This is a genomic window from Pedobacter rhizosphaerae, assembly GCF_900111155.1.
Classification (GTDB): Bacteria; Bacteroidota; Bacteroidia; order Sphingobacteriales; family Sphingobacteriaceae; genus Pedobacter; species Pedobacter rhizosphaerae.
This window is the reverse complement of the sequence record NZ_FOGG01000002.1, coordinates 60,251-83,293: the sequence shown is the minus strand read 5'-3', so window position 1 is coordinate 83,293 and position 23,043 is coordinate 60,251. Positions and strand designations below refer to the sequence as shown.

Here is a 23,043-nt window from a genome sequence, read left to right as displayed (position 1 = left end):
TTTATCAACATAAAAGCTTATTATTGATTTAAAATGAGAAATTTGCGGCTATTTATTATATCATCGTGATCTTAACCTTGCCCGAGATTTCTATACTCTCGTTTTTCGCCTTTTGTCTTTTAATCCAACTCTATTATGTGCTGTTTGTGCACCTCAGATTGGCCAATGTTAGCATTGAAGAAGTGCCACTAGTGGAACGAAAACCAATCAGTGTAATTGTGTGTGCCCGAAATGAAGTGGCTAATTTGACACAGTACCTACCTTCTATTTTGAATCAAAAGTACCATAATTTTGAAGTGGTAGTAGTGAACGATCGTTCATGGGATGGAACTGAAGAGCTTTTGGAGCAAATGGCGAAGGAATATGCTCATCTGAAGATCGTTAAAATCTTAGATAATGATAAGTTTATTGCCGGGAAAAAATTTGCCGTTACCATGGGTATTAAGGCTGCAAAGCACGATTGGCTGGTATTTACTGATGCTGATTGTTTACCTGCGAGTGAAAATTGGTTGATGAGTATGCAACAACCCGATAATGAGCATACTGAAATCGTTTTGGGTTATTCTCCATACCTTAAAAAACGCAACTTACTGAATGCTTTAATTCGTTTTGAAACCTTTTTTACAGCAGTAAATTACCTTGCCTATGCGCTGAAAGGGATGCCTTATATGGGAGTGGGAAGAAATATGGCTTATAAAAAACAGCTTTTTTTTAAGAATAAAGGTTTTGCTGCACACATGCATATCCCATCTGGTGATGATGACCTTTTTGTAAATGCTCATGCCAACAAGTACAATACAGAGATAAGGATCAATAAGGATAGTCAGGTTTGGAGCAATCCGAATACCACCTGGGCTGGTTATATTCGTCAGAAGAAACGCCATTTTGGTGCAGGGAAATTCTATAAATCCAAGCATAAATTTATTTTGAGCTGGCAAATAGCCTTTCAGTTTTTGTTTTATGCCACTTTTATTGGCAGTATGTTTTTAAGCTGGGAAGCCCGATATGTTGCCTTTGGCATTTTATTCTTAAGCCTCTTAGTTCGGTGCTTCGTTTACCCAAAGTTGTTGAAAAGATTAAACTATGGTGAATTGCGTTGGTGGTTCCCTATTTTAGATATACTTTTGTTTTTGTTTTTAACCCTTAACGCTATTTTTGCCCAATTTGGGAAGAAAAAAGTGACCTGGAAATAAGATATTATATTATGGCAGATGTAAAACCAGACATTATAACCAAATACTTCCCTGATTTAACAGCGAAACAACTGGATCAGTTTACTCAATTATTTGAGCTTTACAGCTATTGGAACGCACAAATTAACGTTATTTCTAGAAAGGACATTGAAGAGCTTTATGAGCGTCATGTGTTACATTCATTAGGAATTGCAATGGTTTGTAAGTTTAAAGCTGGAGAATCTGTTCTTGATGTGGGTACAGGTGGTGGTTTTCCTGGTATTCCTTTAGCTATTCTATTCCCTGATACCCAGTTTCAATTGGTCGATTCTATCGGTAAAAAGATAAAGGTAGTGAAGGAAGTTGCTTCTGCGCTTGGACTCGAAAATTTACAGGCAGATCATTTGAGGGCAGAACAGGTTAAAGGTAAGTTCAATTTTGTGGTTTCCAGAGCGGTAACGCGTTTAGGAGAATTTTATCCCTGGATTCAGGGTAAATTCAAGAAGGAATCTATTAATGCCATTCCTAATGGAATTCTGTATTTAAAAGGGGGAGATCTGGCCGAGGAGATTAAAGAATCAAAACTGAAAGCAGAACTTTATCCACTTTCAGCTTATTTTGAGGAAGATTTCTTTGAAACCAAGTTTGTGGTTTATGTACCACAGTAGTTTTTAGTTCTTCATAATCATTTTATCTTTTAGCGATTGCTGTAAAACAGTTTGCTTGTCAACATTTTTGACAACTTCTAAAACAGCATTCGCCGCATGGCTGAAGAACTCCTTGGTAATTGTAGCGTATTCATCCGTAGCCTTATGGTAATCTTTGTGATCTTCAACACCAAAGTATAAGAAAGGAATGTTTTTCGCATTAAAAGCGCCCTGATCGCTTTGGTTAGTCCAATCATCGTGCCCGAGCTTAGGGTCATCATGCCCAAGAAGCACGTTGATTTTTGGATTATTGTTCACAATATATTTCTTTAATTCAGGATATTTATAAGTGCCGCAAACGTATAATTCATTTTTATCGCTGTGGCCAATCATGTCCATATTTAAATCAATGGCGATAGTATTAATGTTTAGTGGCGGATTGGCAACAAATGCTTTTGCCCCTTGCAAACCCATTTCTTCCGCATCAAATGAGGCGAAAATAATGGTATTATTGGGCTTGTTCTTGGCAAAATAGGCCGCTATCTTTAATAAGCTGGCTGTTCCTGAAGCATTGTCATCTGCACCATTAAAAACTTCATCTTTCACCACACCTAAATGATCGTAGTGCGCAGAAACAACAATTACGTTGGTTCCCTTTCCGGGGATATAACCAATCAGGTTGGTGCCATTTACCGTTTCTCCATTTCTTGATCTAAAATTAAATTCCTGCGCATAGTTAACATGTTGCGGGTAAGACTTTAATCCCAGTTTCAAAAAACGCTCTCTAATGTAAGCCCGGGCCATTTCAGCACCTTTGGTCCCCGTTTTTCTACCCTGATAAGCATCCGAAGACAAAACTTCTACATCTTTTAATAGCTGAGTGTCGATTTGACTTGTGTCTGTACTTTGGTTTTTAACAGCAGAACAACAGCTCAGCATTAACGCCAGGGGAACAATATATAGGATTTTCATGGTAAAAGTATTTGCGGCTAAAGATATTAATTATTGGGAAAGAAGCGTAAGAATTGGCAAGATAACCACCAGGGAGAAAAGGCATCAATGAAAATTTTAAGAATCAAGAATTAAGACTCAAGACTTGGGACTGAAGATTGATTTAAGCGGCTACTTCTCTCAAATCTACCGCTACAACTCTCGAAACACCTTGTTCTACCATAGTTACGCCATAGATAATGTCGGTACTGGCGATAGTACGCTTGTTGTGCGAAACAATAATGAACTGCGACTGATCGGAGAACTTACGGATAATGTTGTTAAATTTATCGATGTTGGTATCGTCAAGTGGAGCGTCAACCTCATCGAAAATACAGAATGGTGCAGGTTTTAACAGGTAAAGCGAAAATAGCAGGGCAGTAGCTGTTAAGGTTTTTTCACCTCCTGATAGCTGATTGATAGATAATGGACGCTTGCCTTTAGGTCTTGCAATGATATCGATATCAGCTTCTAAAGGGTTATTTACATCGGTAAGAATGAGGTCGCAACTATCTTCATCGTTGAAAAGAGAACGGAAAACGACAATAAAATGCTCCCTGGCTTGTGTAAAGGCCTGCATAAACTTATCTTTTGCCGTATCATCAATTTCCTTAATGGTTTGCAATAAATCTGCTTTGGCTGCCTGAAGATCTTTTTTCTGGTTCTGAATAAAGATATAGCGTTCGTCCATTTCTTTATACGCCTCCATTGCCATAGAGTTAATCGCACCAAATTCATCCAGCTGACGTTTCATTCGATCTACTTTTTGGCGAAGTTCAAATTCACTCTCTAATGCCTCTGTTTCTTCCTCTGTCTCTAGTAAATCATTAATGTCAATGTTGAATTCTACTGCTAAACGCTCCTTTAAAGCATTAAGGTCGATCTTTAAAGCGTTCTTTTTATCCTTAATTTCTGTTAGAAGAAAATCAGTTTCCTCCCTGTTTTTGCGGATATTGGTTAGGTCATTTTCAACTTCATTAATGCTGCCTTTGGCCGAAAAATAAACCTGCTCTATTTCTGCAAGCCCTTTTTCCATCTCCTCGCGCTGTTTATACATTTCTAAGAGCGTATCATCACTTAAATCTGTATGCTGAAGTGTAGCCGTAATTTCTGTTAGTGCCTCCTGAAGCTCTTTTTCGTTTTGGGTAATGCGTTTGTTGAGCGCTTCTTCCTGCACAAACCGATAATCTAAGTCTTTTTCAAGGCTCGATAACTTATTTTGCTGCTGGTGAAACCGGATATTATCCTGGTTGTATTTCCCGGCACTTTCTGTTACCTGATCGGCAATTTCCTGATATTTTAACTGCTGTTCCTGTAGATTAATATGCGCATCTTGCTGGTTTCTCTGGAGTTGAACCAACGCAGGTAACTTCTCAGAAAGGCTTTTTTCTATAGATACAATCTTTTGCGCAATATCCGTTTTACGGTTTTCGCTGGTGGTAATAAATTCCTGGTATTGATCTCTTCTGGTTTGAACAGAGATGTGTTCATTGATAAACTTATTGAGTTCTTGCTGCAAGGTGCTGATATGCGCTATTTTAGAAGCTTCTTTAAGCTGAAAAATATTCTCCGTTTCTGCAGAAATGACTGTATTATACTGACTGATCAATGCATCAGATTTTTTAACCTCCTTGGCTAAGTTCTCCAAATTCTTGGCCCGTCCAATTCTTTTTCCCTCAAATAAACCTACAGAGCCACCGGCAAGGGTAAATTTGGTTTGGGCATATTTTCCGTTTTTGGCTAAGATGGTAAAGCTTTCGGTAGGGGCAAGTTTGAATACAGTTTCTTGTTCTTCAATGGCGATATACACGTTTTGAAGCAAGAGGTTGCATAGGTGCTGATATTTTTTGTCTACTTCAATAACAGATAATGCCGATACTAAGCCCTCATGTTCGCGTAAAGCAGGTTGCTTATCAGGTACATTCTCTAAAATAAAAAAGTTTGCCCTGCCACGACTGGCATCGGTTAATAAATTAATGGCCTGTAATGCATCAGCATATTTATCTACCACATAATGATTCATTACGGGCTCCAAATAATTTTCTATCGCAATGCGGAAATCTTCATTACAAAATAAAATATCCGATAAAAGAAGGGCAGTTTTAGCAAAGGAACTGTTCTTTTTTAAGAAACGAATAGATTCCGGGAAGCCTTCCAAGCTGTCAACCAATGATTTGGTCAGGTTATATTCGTTCTGCTTAGCATCCTTTTTGCGGTTTTCTGCCATCAACTTTTCTTTGTTGGCGCTCAGATTGGCTTCAGATTCGGCCAGTTTGATTTTCAAAACCTCTTCTTCCTCGTTAAGCTGCTTAATTTTCGACTGTTTTTCCCTAATCTGAATATCTAACTCAGCCAAAGCATGATCGAAAGCCTTTAATTCTAATGTTTTGGTTTCGGTATCGTCAACATTTCTATTGCTTTCCTGCACCAAAGCATCTTTTTGGATATTTAAAATATCAATATCTTTTTGAGATTGGTAAACCTGGCTCTGCAATTCATTCACAGATTTAATCAGGTTGTCTGTTCTGTTTTTCTCGGTCTGTTGTTGCTCCCGAAGTGCGTCTAAGGCCGATTTAAGAAGCTTTAAATCAGATTCCAGGCGATTGAAGACTTCTGTTTCGGTTAAAACCTCTTCATTTAATCGCTTAATATTATATTTAATGTGGTTAACCTGGTTCTTGTCTTTTTCCAACTCACCGGTCAAACGTGTTTCTTTCTCCTGTAAAAAACGCATTTGCTCATTTTTTACTTTCTTTTCACTTTCGTAAGCACGGATTTTGGAAACCAGTTCGTTTGTGGCTTTTTGCTGTATAGAGAGGTTTTTTTCCTGACTAATACTGCCAAGCTTAAGTTTCTGTAGTTCTGCTTCCTGGTGGTCTATTTTACTGCTCAGTTCTGTTCTTGCCACTAACTGGCCTTGTTCCTGAAGCTCTAATGCATTTAAATCAGTTCTGAAAAAAGCAATCCTGTGCGTAGCCAGCTGTACACTTAGCTCTCTGTATTGCTCTTTTAGCTTGTAATAACGTTCTGCTTTTTTAGCCTGGTTTTCAAGTGTTTTGAGGTTCTTTTCAATCTCGAAAAGTAAATCTTCCACACGCTCCAAATCACCTTCGGTATCCTTCAGTTTGCCAAAGGTTTGTTTCTTACGCAGTTTATACTTCGAAATACCGGAAGCCTCTTCAAATAAAGATCTCCGGCTATGTTCCTTATTATTGATGATCTCATCGACCATTTTGAGTTCAATAATGGAATAACTATCCGAACCAATTCCAGTATCTAAAAATAAATCAGTTATATCTTTTAAGCGGCACTGAACATCATTTAAACGATATTCGCTGTCGCCATTTCGATAAAGTTTTCGGGTAACCGTTACTTGAGAGTAAGCAGTAGGCAAGATGTTTTTGGTGTTATCAAAGCTAAGTGAAACTTCTGCCAGTTGTGCTTGTTTACGGTTTTTGGTGCCATTAAAGATGATGTTTTCCATCTTCTCCGATCGCAGGGCTTTGGTGCTTTGCTCGCCTAAAACCCAACGCATAGCATCAATAACGTTCGATTTACCACAACCATTTGGACCTACAATTGCAGTTACACCTTCATTAAAGTTAATCGTAACTTTATCTCCAAAGCTTTTAAAACCTTTAATTTCTAGTCGTGTAAGTTGCATGGTTTAGTTGCGGCCGAAACCGGACTCCAATATTAAGGAATATTTAGGTTTTTTTCAAGTTTTAGCGTCAGAGAACATGATAATTTAGGCGTTTCTTTGAGCTTTAGTCTTTTCGCTTTCTGCCTTATCACCATTAAGGAGTTAAGATAAGTTAAGCCAATCCCTTCTCTTTCAGCTTTAGTCTTTTCGCTTTCAGCATAGTTATTTAGCTTTCTGCTTTATCACCATTAAGAAGTTAAGATAAGTTAAGCCAAGCCCTTTTCTTTCAGCTTTAGTCTTTTCCCTTTCAGCTTAGTTATTTAGCTTTCTGCTTTATTACCATTAAGAAGTTAAGATAAGTTAAGCCAACCCCTTTTCTTTCAGCTTTAGTCTTTTCGCTTTCAGCTTAGTCTTTTAGCTTTCTACTTTAGCCTTTTAGCTTATCATTACTAAAAAGTTAAGGTAGATTTAGGTTTGGCGTTTTAGACTCAGGACTAAAGACTTACTACTCAGGACTAATATTAGGCTCATGACTAAAAGGGTAATTACCTAACAATCATCAGCTTAGCGAATTTCAACAACAACTGCTTATTACCTAGTCCCTGAAAAAATACGGTTGCTTTCACATCAGGCATGGTACCCTCTAAACTTACAATTTTACCAAAACCAAATTTCTCATGTTCTACTTCCATTCCATTTTGGAATTCGTGTGGTTGTGACGGTGCAAAACCCGGTGTAGGAACGTGTGCTTTCGCCAGTAGAGAGGTTGTTTTTGGTCGGGCAGCGGGGGCAGAGGTAGTGCCGCCTGCAGGTTTAGGTTTACTGAAGAAATCTCGTGGTTGCGAACTCCATGTTTTGCGTTCGTCATCGAAATTGCCTTCAAGCGAATTGCTTTTAGCAGGTTTAACATCTAACTCTAAGAACTTAGCGCTAATTTCATTAATAAAACGGCTAGGTTCACAATTGGTTAAAGTTCCCCAACGATAGCGGGAAGTGGCATAAGTTAAGGTTAACTTTACTTCCGCGCGGGTAATGGCCACATAAAATAAGCGACGCTCTTCCTCCAATTCTGATCTGGAATTTACTGATAATTGTGAAGGGAAAAGGTTTTCTTCTAAACCTACAATAAATACATTTTTGAACTCTAAACCTTTAGCCGAGTGAATGGTCATTAAAGAAACAGTATCCTTATTTTTGTCACCATCTTTATCATCATTGGTTAATAGCGCCACATCTTGCATAAAAATATCAAGGCCTTTTTCCTCAATGTCTTCACGTTCAGCGAATTCTTTAATACCGTTTAATAACTCCTGTATGTTTTCGTAGCGACTGCGTCCTTCAACACTGTCATCCGAATAAAGTTCCTTTAAAATTCCGGCATGTTGGGCAATAAAGAGGGCGGTATCATAAGCATCAAGCTTTTTGGCTTCTGCCTGAAAACTCTGAACCATCAGTGCAAACTCATTCAACTGATTGGCTAGGCGGCCATCAACAAACATATGAGCGTTTGAAATCACATCCCACATGGTTTTGCCATGCTGATCTGCGGCAACAATAATTTTATCGATGGACGTATCTCCAATACCGCGCTTCGGATAATTAATTACACGCTTAATTGCCTCTTCATCCTTCGGATTAAAGGTTAAACGGAAGTAGGCAATTAAATCTTTAATCTCTTTCCTTTGATAGAAAGATTGGCCACCATAAATTTTGTAAGGGATATTTAACTTACGTAAACCTTCCTCCATGGCCCTGCTTTGGGCATTTGTACGGTACAGAATGGCAAAATCATGATATTGATGTCCCTTTGTGCTTCGCTCCTGAATAATGGCTTCGGCAACTAGCTTACCTTCCTCATTATCAGTAAAAGCTCTTGAAACTTTAATCCTTTCACCAGGCTCATTGTCTGAGAAAACATTTTTTTCCAGCTGATTTTTATTATTGGCAATGATGCTACTGGCTGCATCTACGATATTTTGGGTAGAGCGGTAATTTTGCTCTAACTTATATACTTTTAAATCAGGATAATCGCGTTCGAAGTTCAAAATGTTCTGGATATTCGCCCCACGGAAAGCATAGATACTCTGTGCATCATCACCCACCACACAGATATTCTGGTAGGCTGCTGCCAGTTTTTTCACAATGGTATACTGTGAAAAGTTAGTATCCTGATACTCATCCACCATTAAATACCTGAATTTCTGCTGGTATTTATTTAAAACATCCGGATGTTCTTTTAATAAAATATTGGTTTTGAATAGTAAATCATCGAAATCCATTGCCCCTGCTCTAAAGCAGCGTTTAGCATAGGTTTCGTAAATCTGCCCTAATAACGGGCGTTTATTTTGAATATCTTCCGATTGAATCTGATCATTTGCCTGGTATTCTCCCCAGGAAATAAGGTTGTTTTTGGCAGATGAAATTCTGTTAAACACGAAGTTAGCGGCATATAATTTATCATCCAGCTGCATCTCTTTCAAAATGGCACGGATTACACTTTTACTATCATCAGTATCGTAAATAGTAAAATTACTAGGATAACCGATCTTTTCAGCTTCTACACGTAAGATTTTGGCAAAAACGGAGTGGAAGGTACCCATCCAAATATTCTTTGCTTCCGAACCAACAACCTTGCTAATCCGTTCACGCATATCCTTACTGGCTTTATTGGTAAAGGTTAAAACCAGAATGTTAAATGGGTCGGTACCCGTTTGAATCAGGTGGGCTACACGAAAAGTAATTACACGGGTTTTGCCCGATCCGGCACCTGCAACAATCATTACGGGTCCTTTTGTGTTCTCTACTGCTGCTCTCTGTTGTGGGTTTAATCCTTCTAAGTAATCCAAATCGGCTCCTATCTTTTTGAGGCTCAAAAATAATAAATCAAATGCTTTTTATTTGAATTTGTGGAGAAATAGCGAGTGGAATGTTTAGAGGAAATAAATGTTTAGACTTTAAACTTTGCACTTTCAACTTAAAACTTTCAATTCTGAACTTTCGACTTTCAACTTTGCACTCCCTCTACCGCGCAACAATAAACTTCTTAACCCCATTAAACTGACCAGAATCAGAGGAGATCTTAAAAAAGTAAATGCCTGGAACAAAGGTGCCTGTATTAATTTCCAAGGTATGCTTACCTGTATTCAGGTATTCGTTAACAACAGTTTTAACCAATCTGCCCATAATGTCGTAAATCTGCAAATTAATCTTATCGGCCTCAGGAAGCACAAGGTCTATGAAAGTTTGGTTTCCCGCCGGATTAGGGTAGTTTTGCGATACCACAAACTTCAGGAACCTATCAAAAATGGCCTTATTAATCGCATCAAATATAATATAGCTAATTAACCTGTATCCACGGGCATTGGGATGGAATGGATCCTGATATAAAGAAAAATCCCGCCTCATAATCGCATTTACATCAGCCAGATAAATTTTATATTCCGCTGCTAATTTTCTGTACATGCTGTTAATCGCCCTAATTGTAGTGTTTACTGCCACATAGCTAGGGATATTCCGGTCATCCACAAATTGTAAGGTGCAAAGTATAGGAACTAGTTTTTGGTTTAAGCTGGTGGTAATCATCAGGCGCATATTGGCCTCAGTTTCTGCAATACTCCCGGTCTTATTGATCACAATTGAAATGGCATCATTAATCCCCATATCAATTACAATAAAACCTGTTCTGCCAGCTATGGCATTATCAATTCTTAGTAAACCCTGCCTGGTGGTTTGTCCGCCAATACCATGGTTAGTAATATCTACAATTTTGCCCGTATAGCAATTCTGAAAGTTATTTTGAAGCATGGTTTGAAAACCAACCCCACCAACACCTTCTACCGTGCTGGCACCAAAAGTTACGATGTTAATGCTGTCTTTAGCGTAGTATTGTGCCGCTTCAGGGCAACTTACTCTTCCAGGAGGCTGAGTTTGGGCCAACCCTGAAAAACCAAAACAAAAAAATAGCAGCAGCAATTTAAGGCCGAGTGCGCTTAATTTCATTTATTAATACTCTTTCTAACAGGGTTTAAGGATGTCTATTTAAAACCGCAAGTTACAAAAAATAGGTAGATTTTATCAGACGGATTATGCTTTTTTATTTTTCTATGATTTAAAGCAGATAAAAATGTTAGGCAGGAGATAAAAGAAGTTAGACAGGAGACATATGACCTGTAACTGAACACAGTTTTCTTCAATCTCCTGAACAAAAACCTATATTTGCCCAAATTCTTTTGTTATGCAAGAAATAAAAAATTACGTAGAAGCGAACAAACAGCGCTTTTTAGAAGAGTTGTTCGAATTGTTGCGCTTTCCATCGGTGAGTGCCGATCCTAAATACAAAGATGATGTACTTAAAACGGCAGACTATGTAGCCCAAAAATTGAAAGATGCGGGTGCCGATAAAGTAGAAATATGTCCAACGGCAGGTTATCCTATCGTTTATGGAGAGAAAATTATAGATACAGCACTTCCTACAGTATTAGTTTATGGCCATTACGACGTTCAGCCGGCAGATCCTTTAGAACTTTGGAAAACCCCTCCTTTTGAGCCAACTGTGCGCGATGGTAAAATTTATGCCCGTGGTGCCTGCGATGATAAAGGACAGTTTTATATGCATGTTAAGGCATTTGAATTGATGATGCAAACCAATACCCTGGCTTGTAACGTTAAATTCATGATTGAGGGAGAGGAAGAAGTAGGTTCGGCTAACCTGGGCATCTTTGTAAGAGATAATCAGGAACGCTTAAAAGCAGATGTCGTTTTAATCTCCGATACTTCTATGATCAGTATGGAAAACCCATCTATCGAAACCGGACTGCGTGGTTTGGCTTATATGGAAGTTGAAGTAGTTGGCCCTAACCGCGATTTACACTCTGGCGTGTATGGTGGCGCAGTTGCTAATCCGGCAACTATCCTCTGTAAAATGATTGCTTCTTTGCATGATGAGAACAATCACATCACAATTCCTGCATTTTATGATAAAGTAGTAGAGCTTACTGATGAGGAAAAGAAAGCATTAAATGCTGCTCCTTATAATGAGGAAGAGTATAAAAAAGACCTTGATATTGAAGAAGTATGGGGCGAAAAAGGTTACAGCACTTTAGAAAGAACAGGTACACGCCCAACTTTAGAAGTAAACGGAATCTGGAGCGGATACATAGGAGAGGGAGCTAAAACCGTTCTTCCGAGCAAAGCAAACGCTAAAATTTCTATGCGTTTGGTTCCTAACCAAAGTTCTGAAGAGATTTCTGAGATCTTTGCCAAGCATTTTGAAAGCATTGCCCCTAAAAATGTTAAAGTTACGGTAACCCCTCATCATGGAGGAGAGCCGGTGGTAACCCCAACTGATAGTGCAGCTTACAAAGCAGCAGAAAAAGCAATCGAAGATAGTTTCGGTAAAAAAGCAATTCCAACTCGTGGTGGTGGTAGTATTCCAATCGTGGCTTTATTTGAAGAGGTTTTGGGTATTAAATCGGTACTCTTTGGTTTCGGCTTAGATAGCGATGCTTTGCACTCTCCAAACGAAAAGTATGATATTTATAATTACTATAAAGGAATTGAAACATTGCCTTTATTCCATAAATATTTTGCCGAACTGAGTAAATAAGTTACCCGGTTAAAATTTATAGGAGGCTGTATCATAAATTAAATTTCGATTCAAATCTGTCACGTTGAGCTTGTCCAAAAGAGCTAATAATGCTTAATCAGTTCCTTCGACAAACTTTTCCCGATTTCACATCCGGGAGCCCAGATAACCAATCGATCTTTATATGATACAGCCTTATTTTTTTGAAAATGAATGTAAGTATTCTATCGGTGCTGTAGTCCCGCCATTGCCTATAGTCCTCGTTACGGGGTGCTTCACTCCGGGCTATTTGGCGCTGTCGGGTTTATTGTACTCTAGGCTGTATTTCATAGTTGAGGTTGCTTAGCCACTTAACACTGCCACTGCAGGGTGTTCCAATGCTATTAAGTAAAGCTAAGCTGTGTCCTGAGGGTTAATTTATTTCATACAAATCAATATAAGCGACATTTTTTACCCTGCTTTAAGATTCCCTCCTACGAGGGAATGACGACCGGCGAGGGTTATGCACCATGCTAACTGCCGTTAATAAAGCACTATCAATGCCAAGTACGACCCCGGCCTAGCAGCATTTCGCAGGATAGGACAGTCGAATGCTTGCAGTTTCAAAGGGGTCCCCACTGTTCAAGGGAATAAGCAGCGAGGGCTGGCCTAAAGTGCAAAGGCCTAAGCCTCTTATTACCGCTAATGGCATTCGGATGTTCCTAGCCAAGAAAGGATGCAAGCCTTGGCTTTATTCATTAGTACACATTGTTTTCAATGGCATTCATGAGCTCGCTAAGGCTCGGTTTGGGTACCTTTTTGCCAAGAAAAAGGTACGAGCCCTTCAGGCGGCGAGGAAAAGAGAAAAATATTAGGTTGTATCGAGCCCCTACAACTAGAAAAGATGGGAATGCATATTGATTTAAGTGCCTTATTAATAAATAGTTATAAAATTACGTCAATGGTAGCTTGTCGAAGACCTTCTTGATAAATCCAAAATTAAAATGTATTGCCCTTCCACAAACTCAGGATTGACAACACATTTTAATTTCCTCCTTAACTTAATAGCATTTAGGGTGTTACAGCTCAAATCAAGCGTAAAAAATACTTAACCTCCTAAAAGTTAAAGAGGTACTTAAGTGAATACACGTCATAGTAGTCTATACTACTAGCCTTACTTGCTATTCGGGGATGAACCATAGCTTAATCGTATACTACCCGAGGATTAGACAATATAAATGCAGCTCAAATGAATGGTATCTCCACCTTTTAGCGCTAAAACGTGGACTTGAGGTGGAGTGGAGGTGGACTAAGCCGAATGCGTTTATTGATTTTAGCTGAATCTGTCGTGCTCAAACGCATTTAATCTATAATATAATCATTACATTCTATCTTTCCAAGCTTGGAGTAGTAATTTAATCCATTAAATAGGAGGTAGGGCCTCAACGCCAAACTCTAAGAGTTAAATCTCCTGCGTTGTTAGCCATATTAATAAAGAGGTGCAAGTCAGTTAACATCACAGAAACAGCAGCTTGTAACCAAAGCGTTATTTTTTTAGCCCGTAATTTTTTTTAAATTGGACCCATGAAATATTTATTCTCTTCTCTTTTAATTCTAACCGGGCTCTCTTCTTTTGCTCAAACTACTAAAACGATTAATCAATCGGGAAATCCCATCTTTCAGGGCTGGTATGCCGATCCTGATGCGGCTATTTTTAACAATAAGTATTGGGTATACCCAACCTATTCTGCTAAGTACAGAGAACAAGTATTTTTAGATGCTTTTTCTTCTAACGATTTAGTAACCTGGAAAAAACATCCTCACATTGTAGACACCGCTGCAATAAAATGGGCAAATAAAGCCATGTGGGCACCTGCTATTGTGCAAAAAGATAAAAAATATTACCTTTTCTTCGGTGCCAACGATATACAGAATGATAATGAAATTGGTGGTATTGGCGTGGCAGTGGCAGATAAGCCTGAAGGTCCCTATAAAGATCACTTGGGCAAACCCTTGGTAGATAAGTTTCACAATGGAGCACAACCCATAGATCAATTTGTATTTAAAGATAAAGACGGACAGTACTATTTAATTTATGGTGGATGGAAGCACTGTAACATCGCTAAACTCAATGCTGATTTTAACGGATTTGTACCTTTTGAAGATGGAACAATTTTCAAGGAAATTACACCTGATAACTACGTAGAAGGCCCTTATATGTTTATCAGAAATGGTAAATATTATTTTATGTGGAGTGAGGGCGGCTGGACTGGCCCTGATTATTCTGTTGCCTATGCGGTAAGTGATTCGCCATTTGGCCCCTTCAAAAGAGTAGGGAAAATCTTAAAACAAGATGCAGCTATTGCTACCGGTGCAGGTCATCATTCCGTTATCATCAATGAGAAAAAAGGAAAGTATTATATTGTTTACCATCGTCGCCCGCTAACAGAAACAGATGGTAATCATCGTGTTACCTGCATTGATGAAATGAAGTTTGATGCTGAGGGGAATATTCTTCCGGTAAAGATTACCAATGAAGGGGTGAAGGCAGATAAGGTGAGGTAGATTGGTTAGTTGTGGAGGCGGTGAGTTGTTGAACTGTTTAATTGTTGAAATGTTTAACTGAAAACTGCTAACTGAAAATTGGTGAGGTGGTTAGCTGTCTAACTGGTTAGTTGGTTAACTGTTTAACTGCCAACTGAAAACTGCCAACTGAAAACTGCTAACTGAAAACTGGTGATAAGGTTAGCTGTCCAACTGGTTACTGGTTCCCGATTTTCCCAGTAAACTAAACCCGTAGGCACATAGCAAAAGAATACAGGCCAAACCAAACCACAGCCAGTTAAAGCCAAAATGTTTGGCAATAAAAAAGCCTGTAAAAGGGCCAATTACCTGAGCGCATGACCAGCTTAAAGTATAGCCCGCGGCATATAAACCCCTGTTGTGTTCGTTGCTTCTGCTAATCACTACTGTGTTAATAAAAGGAAGTACGAACATTTCACCAATGGTAAATATAACAATGGTGAGCACAGCCATAGCCACGTGGAGAATAACCGGTGCGCTGAGTATCAGGTAAGAAACAGCGAAAAAGATGGCACCAATAATAATGAAAAACATAGGTGGCCTTTTCTGCTCTATTTTATTAATCATAATCATTTCGAACAAAGCAATAATAGCTCCGTTCAAGCCTATGATAATGCCAATTGCAAACTCATCAATATGCCATTGCTCCTTAAAAAATACAGGAACCACCCTGAACATCAAGAAAGCACAAGTAATAAAAAATGTGGTTAAAAGGATAAACTTTACATAGAAGCCATCCTGCCAGGGCTTCATAATCACCATCTTGCTTTTATTCTCCTTAGCTTGTTTAATAAAGCCTTTTACTTTGGGCAGTAAAGCTAAAATAGATAGCCCAACCACAATGCTAACACCACCTTCAACAATAAATAAAAGTTTATAATTGATAGATGCAATAATTCCAGCCAAACTGATCCCAACAGACCAGCCGATATTGGTTGCCAACCTATTTAATGAATAGGAGCGCGTTATAGTGCCTTCTTTGGCATAATGAGCCACAGCAGTGAAGTTTGCTGGTCTGAAAGCTTCAGAAAAAAAGCTGATTACAACAGACAAGACACAAAGTGTATTGAAATGGGTAATGGTAGAAAACAAAATAAATAATAGCCCTCCAATTATGGATGATAAGATCTGAACCGGTCTGAATCCAATCATATCCGTTAACTTGCCACCCATTGCAGAACCTAAAATAGAGCCTACACCAAAAAGGGTAATAATTAAACCCGCTTCCATTTCCGAATGATGCAGGCTTTGCGTAACGTACAAACCCATAAAAGGCACAGCCATACTGCCGCACCGGTTAAACATCATTACAATACTGAGTAGCCAGGTTTCCCTGCTTAGTCCACTAAACGAGTTTTTATAAGTGTTTAAAATGAGTTTGAACATGATTGGATGAAGAGTTGCAAAAGTAGGAATATTTAAGCTTCAATACACTGCATATCGATACAAAATCATAAGCAGACAGGAGGAAACTGCTTTTTTGAGGTAAGATTTTAAGCATATCTTTCCAGACTAATTTTTAAATCTGTACGTTTTGTTGTACATTTGACTGTACTTAAAAAATTAAATCATGAAAGCAGTTACTATTTCTTCACTAAGAACAAATATGAAGAGTTATTTTGATGAAGTAAGTAATACTGAGGATGTTCTAATTGTTCCTAGAAATAACAATGAAGATGATGCCGTTGTTGTAATATCTATTAAAGAATATAATGCACTTATTGAAACAGCTCATCTGCTATCCACAAAAGCAAACCGCAAACGTTTAGAAGATTCAATCGAGAGCTTGAAGCAAGGTAAAATCAGGTCATTTCTTTAAGCCTACTTCTAGCAAATAGGTATAATGAAGATAGTTTTTACAGAACAAGCCTGGGAAGAATTTGAATACTGGATGGATAATGATGGTGAAGTAGAAAAAAAAATAAGAAGCTTAATAAAAGAGATTAAAAGAACTCCCTTTCATGGTATGGGGAAGCCAGAAGCCTTAAAACATAATTTGAAAGGTCTTTGGTCTAGAAGAATTAAAGGCGAACATAGGCTGTTTTATCAAATTTCAGGTATGAAAGGTAAAGATCAGCAGTGTGCAGTTCTTCAATGCCGATTTCACTATGATAAATAAATTGTAGATAGAACTGTCAATACCCATTTTAAAAGATTCCCTTTTTTATTTAAGTGGATTTTGCCCAATTTAGCGGTCTTAATAATCATATGCCACCAGCTCCTAAAAAGCCTACCGTAAAAAAGCCTGCTACTCCTGTTAGAAAACCTGTTTCCAGAAAGCCTGCTGTACGTAAAAAGAAGTCGAAATCTATTCCCATTGAATGGAAACTGGCAATTATTGGTGTGCTTTTGGTATTACTCTCGCCCTTATATTATGGTTACATTTTAAAAGGCTTTGTAGGTACCTGGCGTTGGATCAAAGATTGGGGTCAAGATCCTAATTATCGTACCTATGAGAGTTTCAATATTAAGATTCCTAAAAAGTATACCATACACGGTATAGATGTTTCTTATTATCAAGGAAAGATTAATTGGGCAAAGGTAAAAACGATGAAGGAGGATGAGGTGAGCATTCGCTTTGCCTTTATTAAAGCTACAGAAGGCCTCTTGTTGGTCGATCCTTATTTTCAGCGTAACTGGAGGGAGGCACCAAAGGTGGGGATTCTCTGTGGTGCCTATCACTTTTTCCGACCTAAAAAAGACGGGAAATCTCAAGCCAAATTTTTTCTTCAGGTGGTTAATATCGAAAAAGGAGATTTACCTCCGGTGGTCGATATCGAATCGTTAGATGGGGTATCTCCGTTAAAAATGCGTGCAGAACTTTCAGACTTTCTCAACTATGTAGAAATGAAAACCAAGGTACGTCCAATTATCTATACCGGATTAAAGTTCCATGAAGACTATTTAGACGGCCATTTCGATGACTATCCACTGTGGGTGGCACATTATTATCAGCCCAGGTTAAAATTAGACAAAAGTAGATGGAAATTCTGGCAACACTCAGATAAAGCCAAAATCAATGGTATTGGTCATGTAGTAGATTTCAACGCGTTTAACGGGGATAGTCTGGCACTCGATAACATGCTGGTTAGATAGGTCTCATCAGTTAACAGTTTTCAGTTAGCAATTTCCAGTTAAACAGTTCAACAATTAAGCAGTTAGACAGCTCAGCACCTTCAGTTTTCAGTTAGCAGTTTTCAATTAGCAATCTCCAGTTAAGCAGTTAAACAATTAGCAGCTCAGCAACTAACCCTCACCAGTTAACAGTTTTCAGTTGGCAGTTTAGCAAATCAACAATTAAACAGTTCAACAATTAAGCAATTAGACAGCTCACCAACTAGCCACCTCACCAGTTACCCCCCTAAACCACCCAGCCCTCACATTTCTCTAAGAAAAACTCATCAGCCTCTGCTCCAATACCAATTTCATCAGGAACATCTAAAAAATAGCCATTGTAGGTTAAGCCACCAACTACAGGATCTACCAGGTGTCCTAGCAGCGCGGTATCCAGGTCAAAGAACTCTACATTAGGGCTGGCCAGTGCAAAATGTAGATTAGCCGTTAAGGCAAGCCTGCTTTCCAGCATGCTGCCAATCATACATTTAACACCGGTTTGGAGTGCTTCTTCGTGTATTTTCTGTGCTTCCAATATCCCGCCAGACTTAGAAAATTTAATATTGAGATAGGTAGTAGCCTGACTGTTAATTAATTTACGGGCATCGTGATGATTGTAACAACTTTCATCAGCCATGAGCTTAATAGGAGAGTTTACATTCAGCTCGGGTAGCTTGTCATCATACCAGGTTCTCATGGGCTGCTCACAGAATTCGATGTTATATTGCTCTAGTTCCCCTAAAGCGAAAAGTGCCTCATCAAAATTCCAGCCTTGATTTGCATCCAAACGTAAGGTAAAATCCGGCCCAACAGCAGCTCTGATCTGTTTTACACGCTCGATATCATCATGAACTTTTTTTCCAAGCTTGATTTTAAGAATCCTACAACCCTGACTTTTATACTTGAGTGCAGTTTGCGCCATCCCTTCAGGTGTATCAATCCCAATGGTCATATCGGTTTCGATGGTTCGTTTTTGCCCACCTAAAAACTTGTATAGAGGAAGTTTAGCATGTTTAGCAGCAATATCAAACAAAGCCATATCAAAGGCGCTTTTTATGGTGGTGTTATGGTCTGCATAGCCCAAAAGATCATTCATCCGTTCCGGAATTTCCAACGGATTCTTACCCTTTAAAATTGCGGCAAAATCCTTAGCCATGGCTATGCAGGTTTCCTGTGTTTCGCCAACGATCATCGGAAAGGCAGAGCATTCCCCAACCCCATGAATGCCAGCATCTGTAAATATTCTAATCAGTACATTTTGGGCAAAATGCATGGTTCCTGTTGCAATTACAAAAGGCTCCATTGGAATGCTGAAGCGGTAAATCTCGGTATGGGTAATTTTCATGGTTCTAAATTGTCTAGTTCAAAGCGTTGTCTGTCTTGTTCTATAATGGCCTTTAAATCTTCTTCTTTGGGTAAATACAATAAATATTTGCTGGCGAATAACTGATTTTTATCGCTTAATACAGAATATTTCACTATCGTTTCGTCTTTTTCTGTACAAAGGAGCAAACCAATTGTTGGGTTGTCGCCTTCGTTTCTTTTTAAATCATCATACATCCTTACATACATATCTATTTGACCAATGTCCTGATGATTTAAACTTGTGGTTTTTAGATCGATGATGACAAAGCATTTCAGGATATAATTATAGAATACTAAATCTATAAAAAAGTCGGATGTGTCGGTTACAATGTGTTGTTGACGCGCTACAAAAGCAAAGCCCTTCCCAAATTCCAGTAGAAATTTTTGAAGGTGATTAATTATGGCAGACTCCAGGTTTTTCTCTGAAGTTTTTTGATTGGGATTTAATCCTAAGAACTCGAAAATGTAAGGATCTTTGATATAATCCTGGATATTAGGAAGAAGGGGAGATTTCTTTGGCTCCTTCATTGAGCGCTCATAAGATAGAGAATTGATTTGGCGCTGTAGCTCTCTGCTATTCCAATTTGCTGCAATGGATTCATGAATATAAAAACTTCTTTTTTCTTCAGCGTCTAAGCGCGACAATAATCGATAATGCGTCCAACTCAATTCGTGACGCAATGCGTCACGAATTGGAAATGACTTGTAGAAACTTCTTATATTTCGAAGATTACTTTCATCAAATCCTTTACCAAATTCGAGTGTCAAGGCTGCAGACAAACTTCTCAAGGTAGATTTTCCATAATCTGCTCTTAATTTTCCCTGCTGCTCGTCTTCTATAATTAGCTTTCCAATTTGCCAATAAGATTCTATTAAAGCAGAATTTGCTGCACGAAATACCCGCAGTCGAGATTGGTTTATGATCTCTTTTATGGAAAGAAATAATTCATTGGTGACTAATTCCATCGGAAAAAATAGATTTTTAACTAAAGTATAAAAACAAAAACTAAATAGAAATAGGTTGGTAGATTATTAATAGATTTACCGCTTCAATAGCTCCTTTGCTAATAATAAGATAATAATTATGTCAGAGCCCAACAACCTTATCAAAGCCTCATCGCCCTATCTTTTACAACATGCCTACAATCCGGTAAACTGGTACGAATGGGGGCCAGAAGCACTAGCAAAAGCCAAAGCCGAAAACAAGCTTATTTTGGTGAGTATAGGCTATTCTGCCTGTCACTGGTGCCATGTAATGGAACGCGAAAGCTTTGAAAATCATGAAGTGGCTGAGGTGATGAATCAGCATTATGTCTGTATTAAAGTAGATCGGGAGGAACGACCAGATATCGATCAAATTTACATGTATGCCATCCAGCTAATGACCGGCAGTGGTGGCTGGCCATTAAATTGCATCTGTTTGCCCGATCAGCGCCCCATTTATGGTGGAACGTATTTCAGAAAGAGCGATTGGATCAATATTTTAGAAAATGTAGCGGGTTTATGGGCAAATGAACCTGATAAAGCTATTCAATATGCAGAACGATTAACTTCAGGCATTGTAGAAAGCGAGAAAATCATTCCTGCTCTAGCCGTTGAAGGGTATACCGATGATCATCTTAAAGCGATTATTGAGCCTTGGAAAAGGCATTTTGATATTGGTTTCGGTGGTTATAATCGGGCACCTAAATTTCCGCTTCCTAATAATTGGTCGTTTTTGTTGAGATATGGCTTTTTAAAGGATGATGAATCTGTTTTCACCGCCGTTTGTCATACTTTAGAAGAAATGAGTAAGGGAGGAATTTACGATCAGATTGGAGGAGGTTTTGCCCGTTATTCAGTAGATGATAAATGGCATGTTCCCCATTTTGAGAAAATGCTGTACGATAATGCCCAATTAATTAGCCTTTATCTGGAGGCTTACCAATGCACTAAATTCGATTCTTTCCAACACATTGCTCAAGAATCAATTAATTGGGTATTTAATGAAATGACTTCTCCAGAGGGTCTTTTCTATTCGGCTTTAGATGCAGATAGCGAAGGGGTGGAAGGAAAATTTTATGTGTGGGATAAAATGCAGTTTGATGAAATTGTAGGAGAGGATGCAGCATTGTTGGCTGATTATTACAATGTTACAGAAGAGGGGAATTGGGAAGAAGAGCAAACTAATATTCTAAGAAGAACCTTGGCCGATGAAGATCTGTTTGTGAAGTATGACATTGATTTAGAAACCCTTTATCTTAAAGTAAATGAAGCGGATAGCAAGCTGCTAAAAGTAAGAAATAAAAGGATTAGACCAGGTTTAGATGATAAATGCTTAACTGCATGGAATGCCATGATGATTAAAGCATTGGTTGATGCAGCAAGCATTCTTAACGACCGGAGCTATTACGATCGGGCAGTAAAATCAGCACGATTCATTCTTCAAAATATGAAAGCTGAAGATGGTGGTTTGTATCGGAATTATAAAAATGGAAAAGCTTCTATTACTGCCTTTCTGGATGATTATGCGTTTTTAATTGAGGCATTGTCATCACTTTATGAAATCGATTTTGATGAAAACTGGCTGAATGAGGCCAAGCAATTCAGCGATTACGTATTGGCTCATTTTACCGACGCAGATTCGCCTATGTTATTTTATACCTCTGCAACAAGTGAAAGCCTTATTGCACGCAAACATGAAGTGATGGATAATGTAATTCCTGCATCGAATTCCGTGATGGCCCAAAATTTGAAGCGCCTGGGACTGTTATTTGATGAGGATGCTTATATTGAAAAGGCTGATGCCATGTTGGCAGGAGTGGAGGCTAAAATTAAAACTTATGGCTCTGCCTATTCCAATTGGGCTATTCAGTTACTCAATGATGTTCAGGGAATTAACGAGATTGCCATTACAGGATTGGAAGCCGATGCGATTAAACAGGCATTAAATAAACATTATATTCCTAACAAAATTACACTTGGCGGAACAAAAAGTAACCTCCCGCTGTTAAAAGGTAAGCAAAGCAATGAAACAAAAGTTTATATTTGCCGAAATAAAGTATGCCAGTTGCCGGTTAACACTGTTGAGGAAGCATTAGAGTATTTACACTAAAAAAAATTAAATGAATATTTCACCAAACTCAGTAGTGGCGTTAACTTACGAATTGCATACTACAAACGAAGAAGGACAACAGGTTTTCGTAGAGAAAGCTGATGAGCAAAATCCTTTAGTATTCTTATATGGCGTTGGCATGATGTTGCCAAAATTTGAAGAGCATTTAACCGGTTTAAAAACTGGCGACGAATATAGTTTTGAACTTTCTGCTGCTGATGGTTACGGAGAAATTGATCCGGGAGCTTTTGCAGATCTACCTAAAACCATGTTTACAGAAGCAGGTGGAGAAGTTCCTAATGTTGGTGATGTTATTCCACTTCAAGATAACAATGGCAATCAATTCAGAGCTGGCGTAACTGCTGTTCATGATGAAACTGTTGCCGTAGATTTAAATCACCCAATGGCTGGAAAAAACCTTTTATTCAGCGGTGTAATCTTAAACGTTCGTGAAGCGACTCAGGATGAGCTTTCTCATGGTCACGCACATGGCGTAGATGGTCATTCAGGACACTAAGCATTAAATAAATTAGAAAAAGCCAGCACTTTTTAAGATGCTGGTTTTTTTATGCTATAGGTTGAGAGTTATGAGACTAAACGCTTAGCAAAGTTCTCATACAATCTATCGGGTTTGGTTTTTTCTTAAGTAAATCGTATAACTGATAGAAAATAACGCCAAATACCTCCTGATGAACTCTAGCCGGAGCGCTCGTGGTAAAGATATGGCCTTTGATAATTTCCAAACGTTCTTCAAAAGCAAACCGCATGTAATCTGCGTAGCTATAGATCGCTGAAAAATCAATTTCGTTTAGGGATGAAATAGGGGGAAGCTCTTCTTCTGTTGGATAAGGTTTCATACTATTTCGAGTTGA

17 protein-coding genes are annotated in these 23,043 nt (G+C 38.5%); 9 read left to right on the top strand and 8 right to left on the bottom strand.

Going from position 1 to position 23,043, the window contains the following annotated elements:
* The first annotated feature begins 77 nt into the window (after positions 1–77).
* On the top strand, positions 78–1,193 hold the full coding sequence (locus BMX11_RS01925; protein ID WP_245738556.1) for a glycosyltransferase: 1,116 nt from the start codon (positions 78–80) through the stop codon (positions 1,191–1,193).
* A gap of 11 nt (positions 1,194–1,204) precedes the next feature.
* Positions 1,205–1,840 carry a 16S rRNA (guanine(527)-N(7))-methyltransferase RsmG gene (gene rsmG, locus BMX11_RS01920; protein WP_090880569.1) on the top strand — a complete coding sequence of 212 codons (636 nt, stop codon included), beginning with the start codon at positions 1,205–1,207 and terminating at the stop codon, positions 1,838–1,840.
* A gap of 3 nt (positions 1,841–1,843) precedes the next feature.
* On the opposite strand, the gene BMX11_RS01915 is transcribed toward rsmG, so the two are convergent.
* The 4 genes from BMX11_RS01915 to BMX11_RS01900 form a co-directional block, all read right to left on the bottom strand.
* Positions 1,844–2,791, bottom strand: a complete 948-nt coding sequence (locus BMX11_RS01915; protein WP_090880566.1) for a M28 family peptidase — start codon at positions 2,789–2,791, stop codon at positions 1,844–1,846.
* Between the two features lie 142 nt (positions 2,792–2,933).
* On the bottom strand, positions 2,934–6,473 hold the full coding sequence (gene smc, locus BMX11_RS01910) for a chromosome segregation protein SMC (RefSeq protein WP_090880560.1): 3,540 nt from the start codon (positions 6,471–6,473) through the stop codon (positions 2,934–2,936).
* A gap of 524 nt (positions 6,474–6,997) precedes the next feature.
* Positions 6,998–9,298: an ATP-dependent helicase gene (locus BMX11_RS01905; RefSeq protein ID WP_090881187.1), complete on the bottom strand. Its 2,301-nt coding sequence runs from the start codon at positions 9,296–9,298 to the stop codon at positions 6,998–7,000.
* A gap of 175 nt (positions 9,299–9,473) precedes the next feature.
* Positions 9,474–10,451 carry an SGNH/GDSL hydrolase family protein gene (locus BMX11_RS01900; protein WP_090880558.1) on the bottom strand — a complete coding sequence of 326 codons (978 nt, stop codon included), beginning with the start codon at positions 10,449–10,451 and terminating at the stop codon, positions 9,474–9,476.
* Positions 10,452–10,686: 235 nt separating this feature from the next.
* Between BMX11_RS01900 and BMX11_RS01895 the strand changes: the two genes are divergently transcribed.
* Positions 10,687–12,057, top strand: coding sequence for a dipeptidase (locus BMX11_RS01895; protein WP_090880555.1), 1,371 nt, complete (start codon positions 10,687–10,689; stop codon positions 12,055–12,057).
* Between the two features lie 1,542 nt (positions 12,058–13,599).
* Positions 13,600–14,580, top strand: coding sequence for a glycoside hydrolase family 43 protein (locus tag BMX11_RS01885; protein ID WP_090880550.1), 981 nt, complete (start codon positions 13,600–13,602; stop codon positions 14,578–14,580).
* 180 nt (positions 14,581–14,760) lie between these two features.
* On the opposite strand, the gene BMX11_RS01880 is transcribed toward BMX11_RS01885, so the two are convergent.
* The gene (locus tag BMX11_RS01880; protein WP_090880547.1) at positions 14,761–15,984 is read right to left on the bottom strand and encodes an MFS transporter; all 1,224 of its coding nucleotides are present in this window, start codon (positions 15,982–15,984) and stop codon (positions 14,761–14,763) included.
* Between the two features lie 184 nt (positions 15,985–16,168).
* Between BMX11_RS01880 and BMX11_RS01875 the strand changes: the two genes are divergently transcribed.
* From BMX11_RS01875 to BMX11_RS01865, 3 genes are all read left to right on the top strand, one after another.
* Positions 16,169–16,417, top strand: coding sequence for a type II toxin-antitoxin system Phd/YefM family antitoxin (locus BMX11_RS01875; protein WP_090880545.1), 249 nt, complete (start codon positions 16,169–16,171; stop codon positions 16,415–16,417).
* A 24-nt stretch (positions 16,418–16,441) separates the two neighbouring features.
* Positions 16,442–16,717: a Txe/YoeB family addiction module toxin gene (locus tag BMX11_RS01870; RefSeq protein WP_090880542.1), complete on the top strand. Its 276-nt coding sequence runs from the start codon at positions 16,442–16,444 to the stop codon at positions 16,715–16,717.
* Between the two features lie 89 nt (positions 16,718–16,806).
* The gene (locus tag BMX11_RS01865) at positions 16,807–17,694 is read left to right on the top strand and encodes a glycoside hydrolase family 25 protein (RefSeq protein ID WP_090880539.1); all 888 of its coding nucleotides are present in this window, start codon (positions 16,807–16,809) and stop codon (positions 17,692–17,694) included.
* A 265-nt stretch (positions 17,695–17,959) separates the two neighbouring features.
* Here the strand turns inward: BMX11_RS01865 and BMX11_RS01860 are convergent, their stop codons facing one another.
* Together BMX11_RS01860 and BMX11_RS01855 are read right to left on the bottom strand one after the other, a co-directional pair.
* The gene (locus tag BMX11_RS01860; protein WP_090880519.1) at positions 17,960–19,057 is read right to left on the bottom strand and encodes a mandelate racemase/muconate lactonizing enzyme family protein; all 1,098 of its coding nucleotides are present in this window, start codon (positions 19,055–19,057) and stop codon (positions 17,960–17,962) included.
* Positions 19,054–20,043, bottom strand: a complete 990-nt coding sequence (locus BMX11_RS01855) for a PDDEXK nuclease domain-containing protein (RefSeq protein ID WP_090880516.1) — start codon at positions 20,041–20,043, stop codon at positions 19,054–19,056. The genes BMX11_RS01860 and BMX11_RS01855 overlap by 4 nt, the downstream gene beginning before the upstream one ends.
* A 118-nt stretch (positions 20,044–20,161) precedes the next feature.
* Between BMX11_RS01855 and BMX11_RS01850 the strand changes: the two genes are divergently transcribed.
* On the top strand, positions 20,162–22,171 hold the full coding sequence (locus BMX11_RS01850; RefSeq protein WP_090880513.1) for a thioredoxin domain-containing protein: 2,010 nt from the start codon (positions 20,162–20,164) through the stop codon (positions 22,169–22,171).
* Positions 22,172–22,181: 10 nt separating this feature from the next.
* Positions 22,182–22,688, top strand: a complete 507-nt coding sequence (locus tag BMX11_RS01845) for an FKBP-type peptidyl-prolyl cis-trans isomerase (protein ID WP_090880510.1) — start codon at positions 22,182–22,184, stop codon at positions 22,686–22,688.
* Positions 22,689–22,764: 76 nt separating this feature from the next.
* Here BMX11_RS01845 and BMX11_RS01840 read toward each other — a convergent pair whose 3' ends face one another.
* Positions 22,765–23,028, bottom strand: a complete 264-nt coding sequence (locus BMX11_RS01840; protein ID WP_090880507.1) for a hypothetical protein — start codon at positions 23,026–23,028, stop codon at positions 22,765–22,767.
* Positions 23,029–23,043 lie beyond the last annotated feature (15 nt).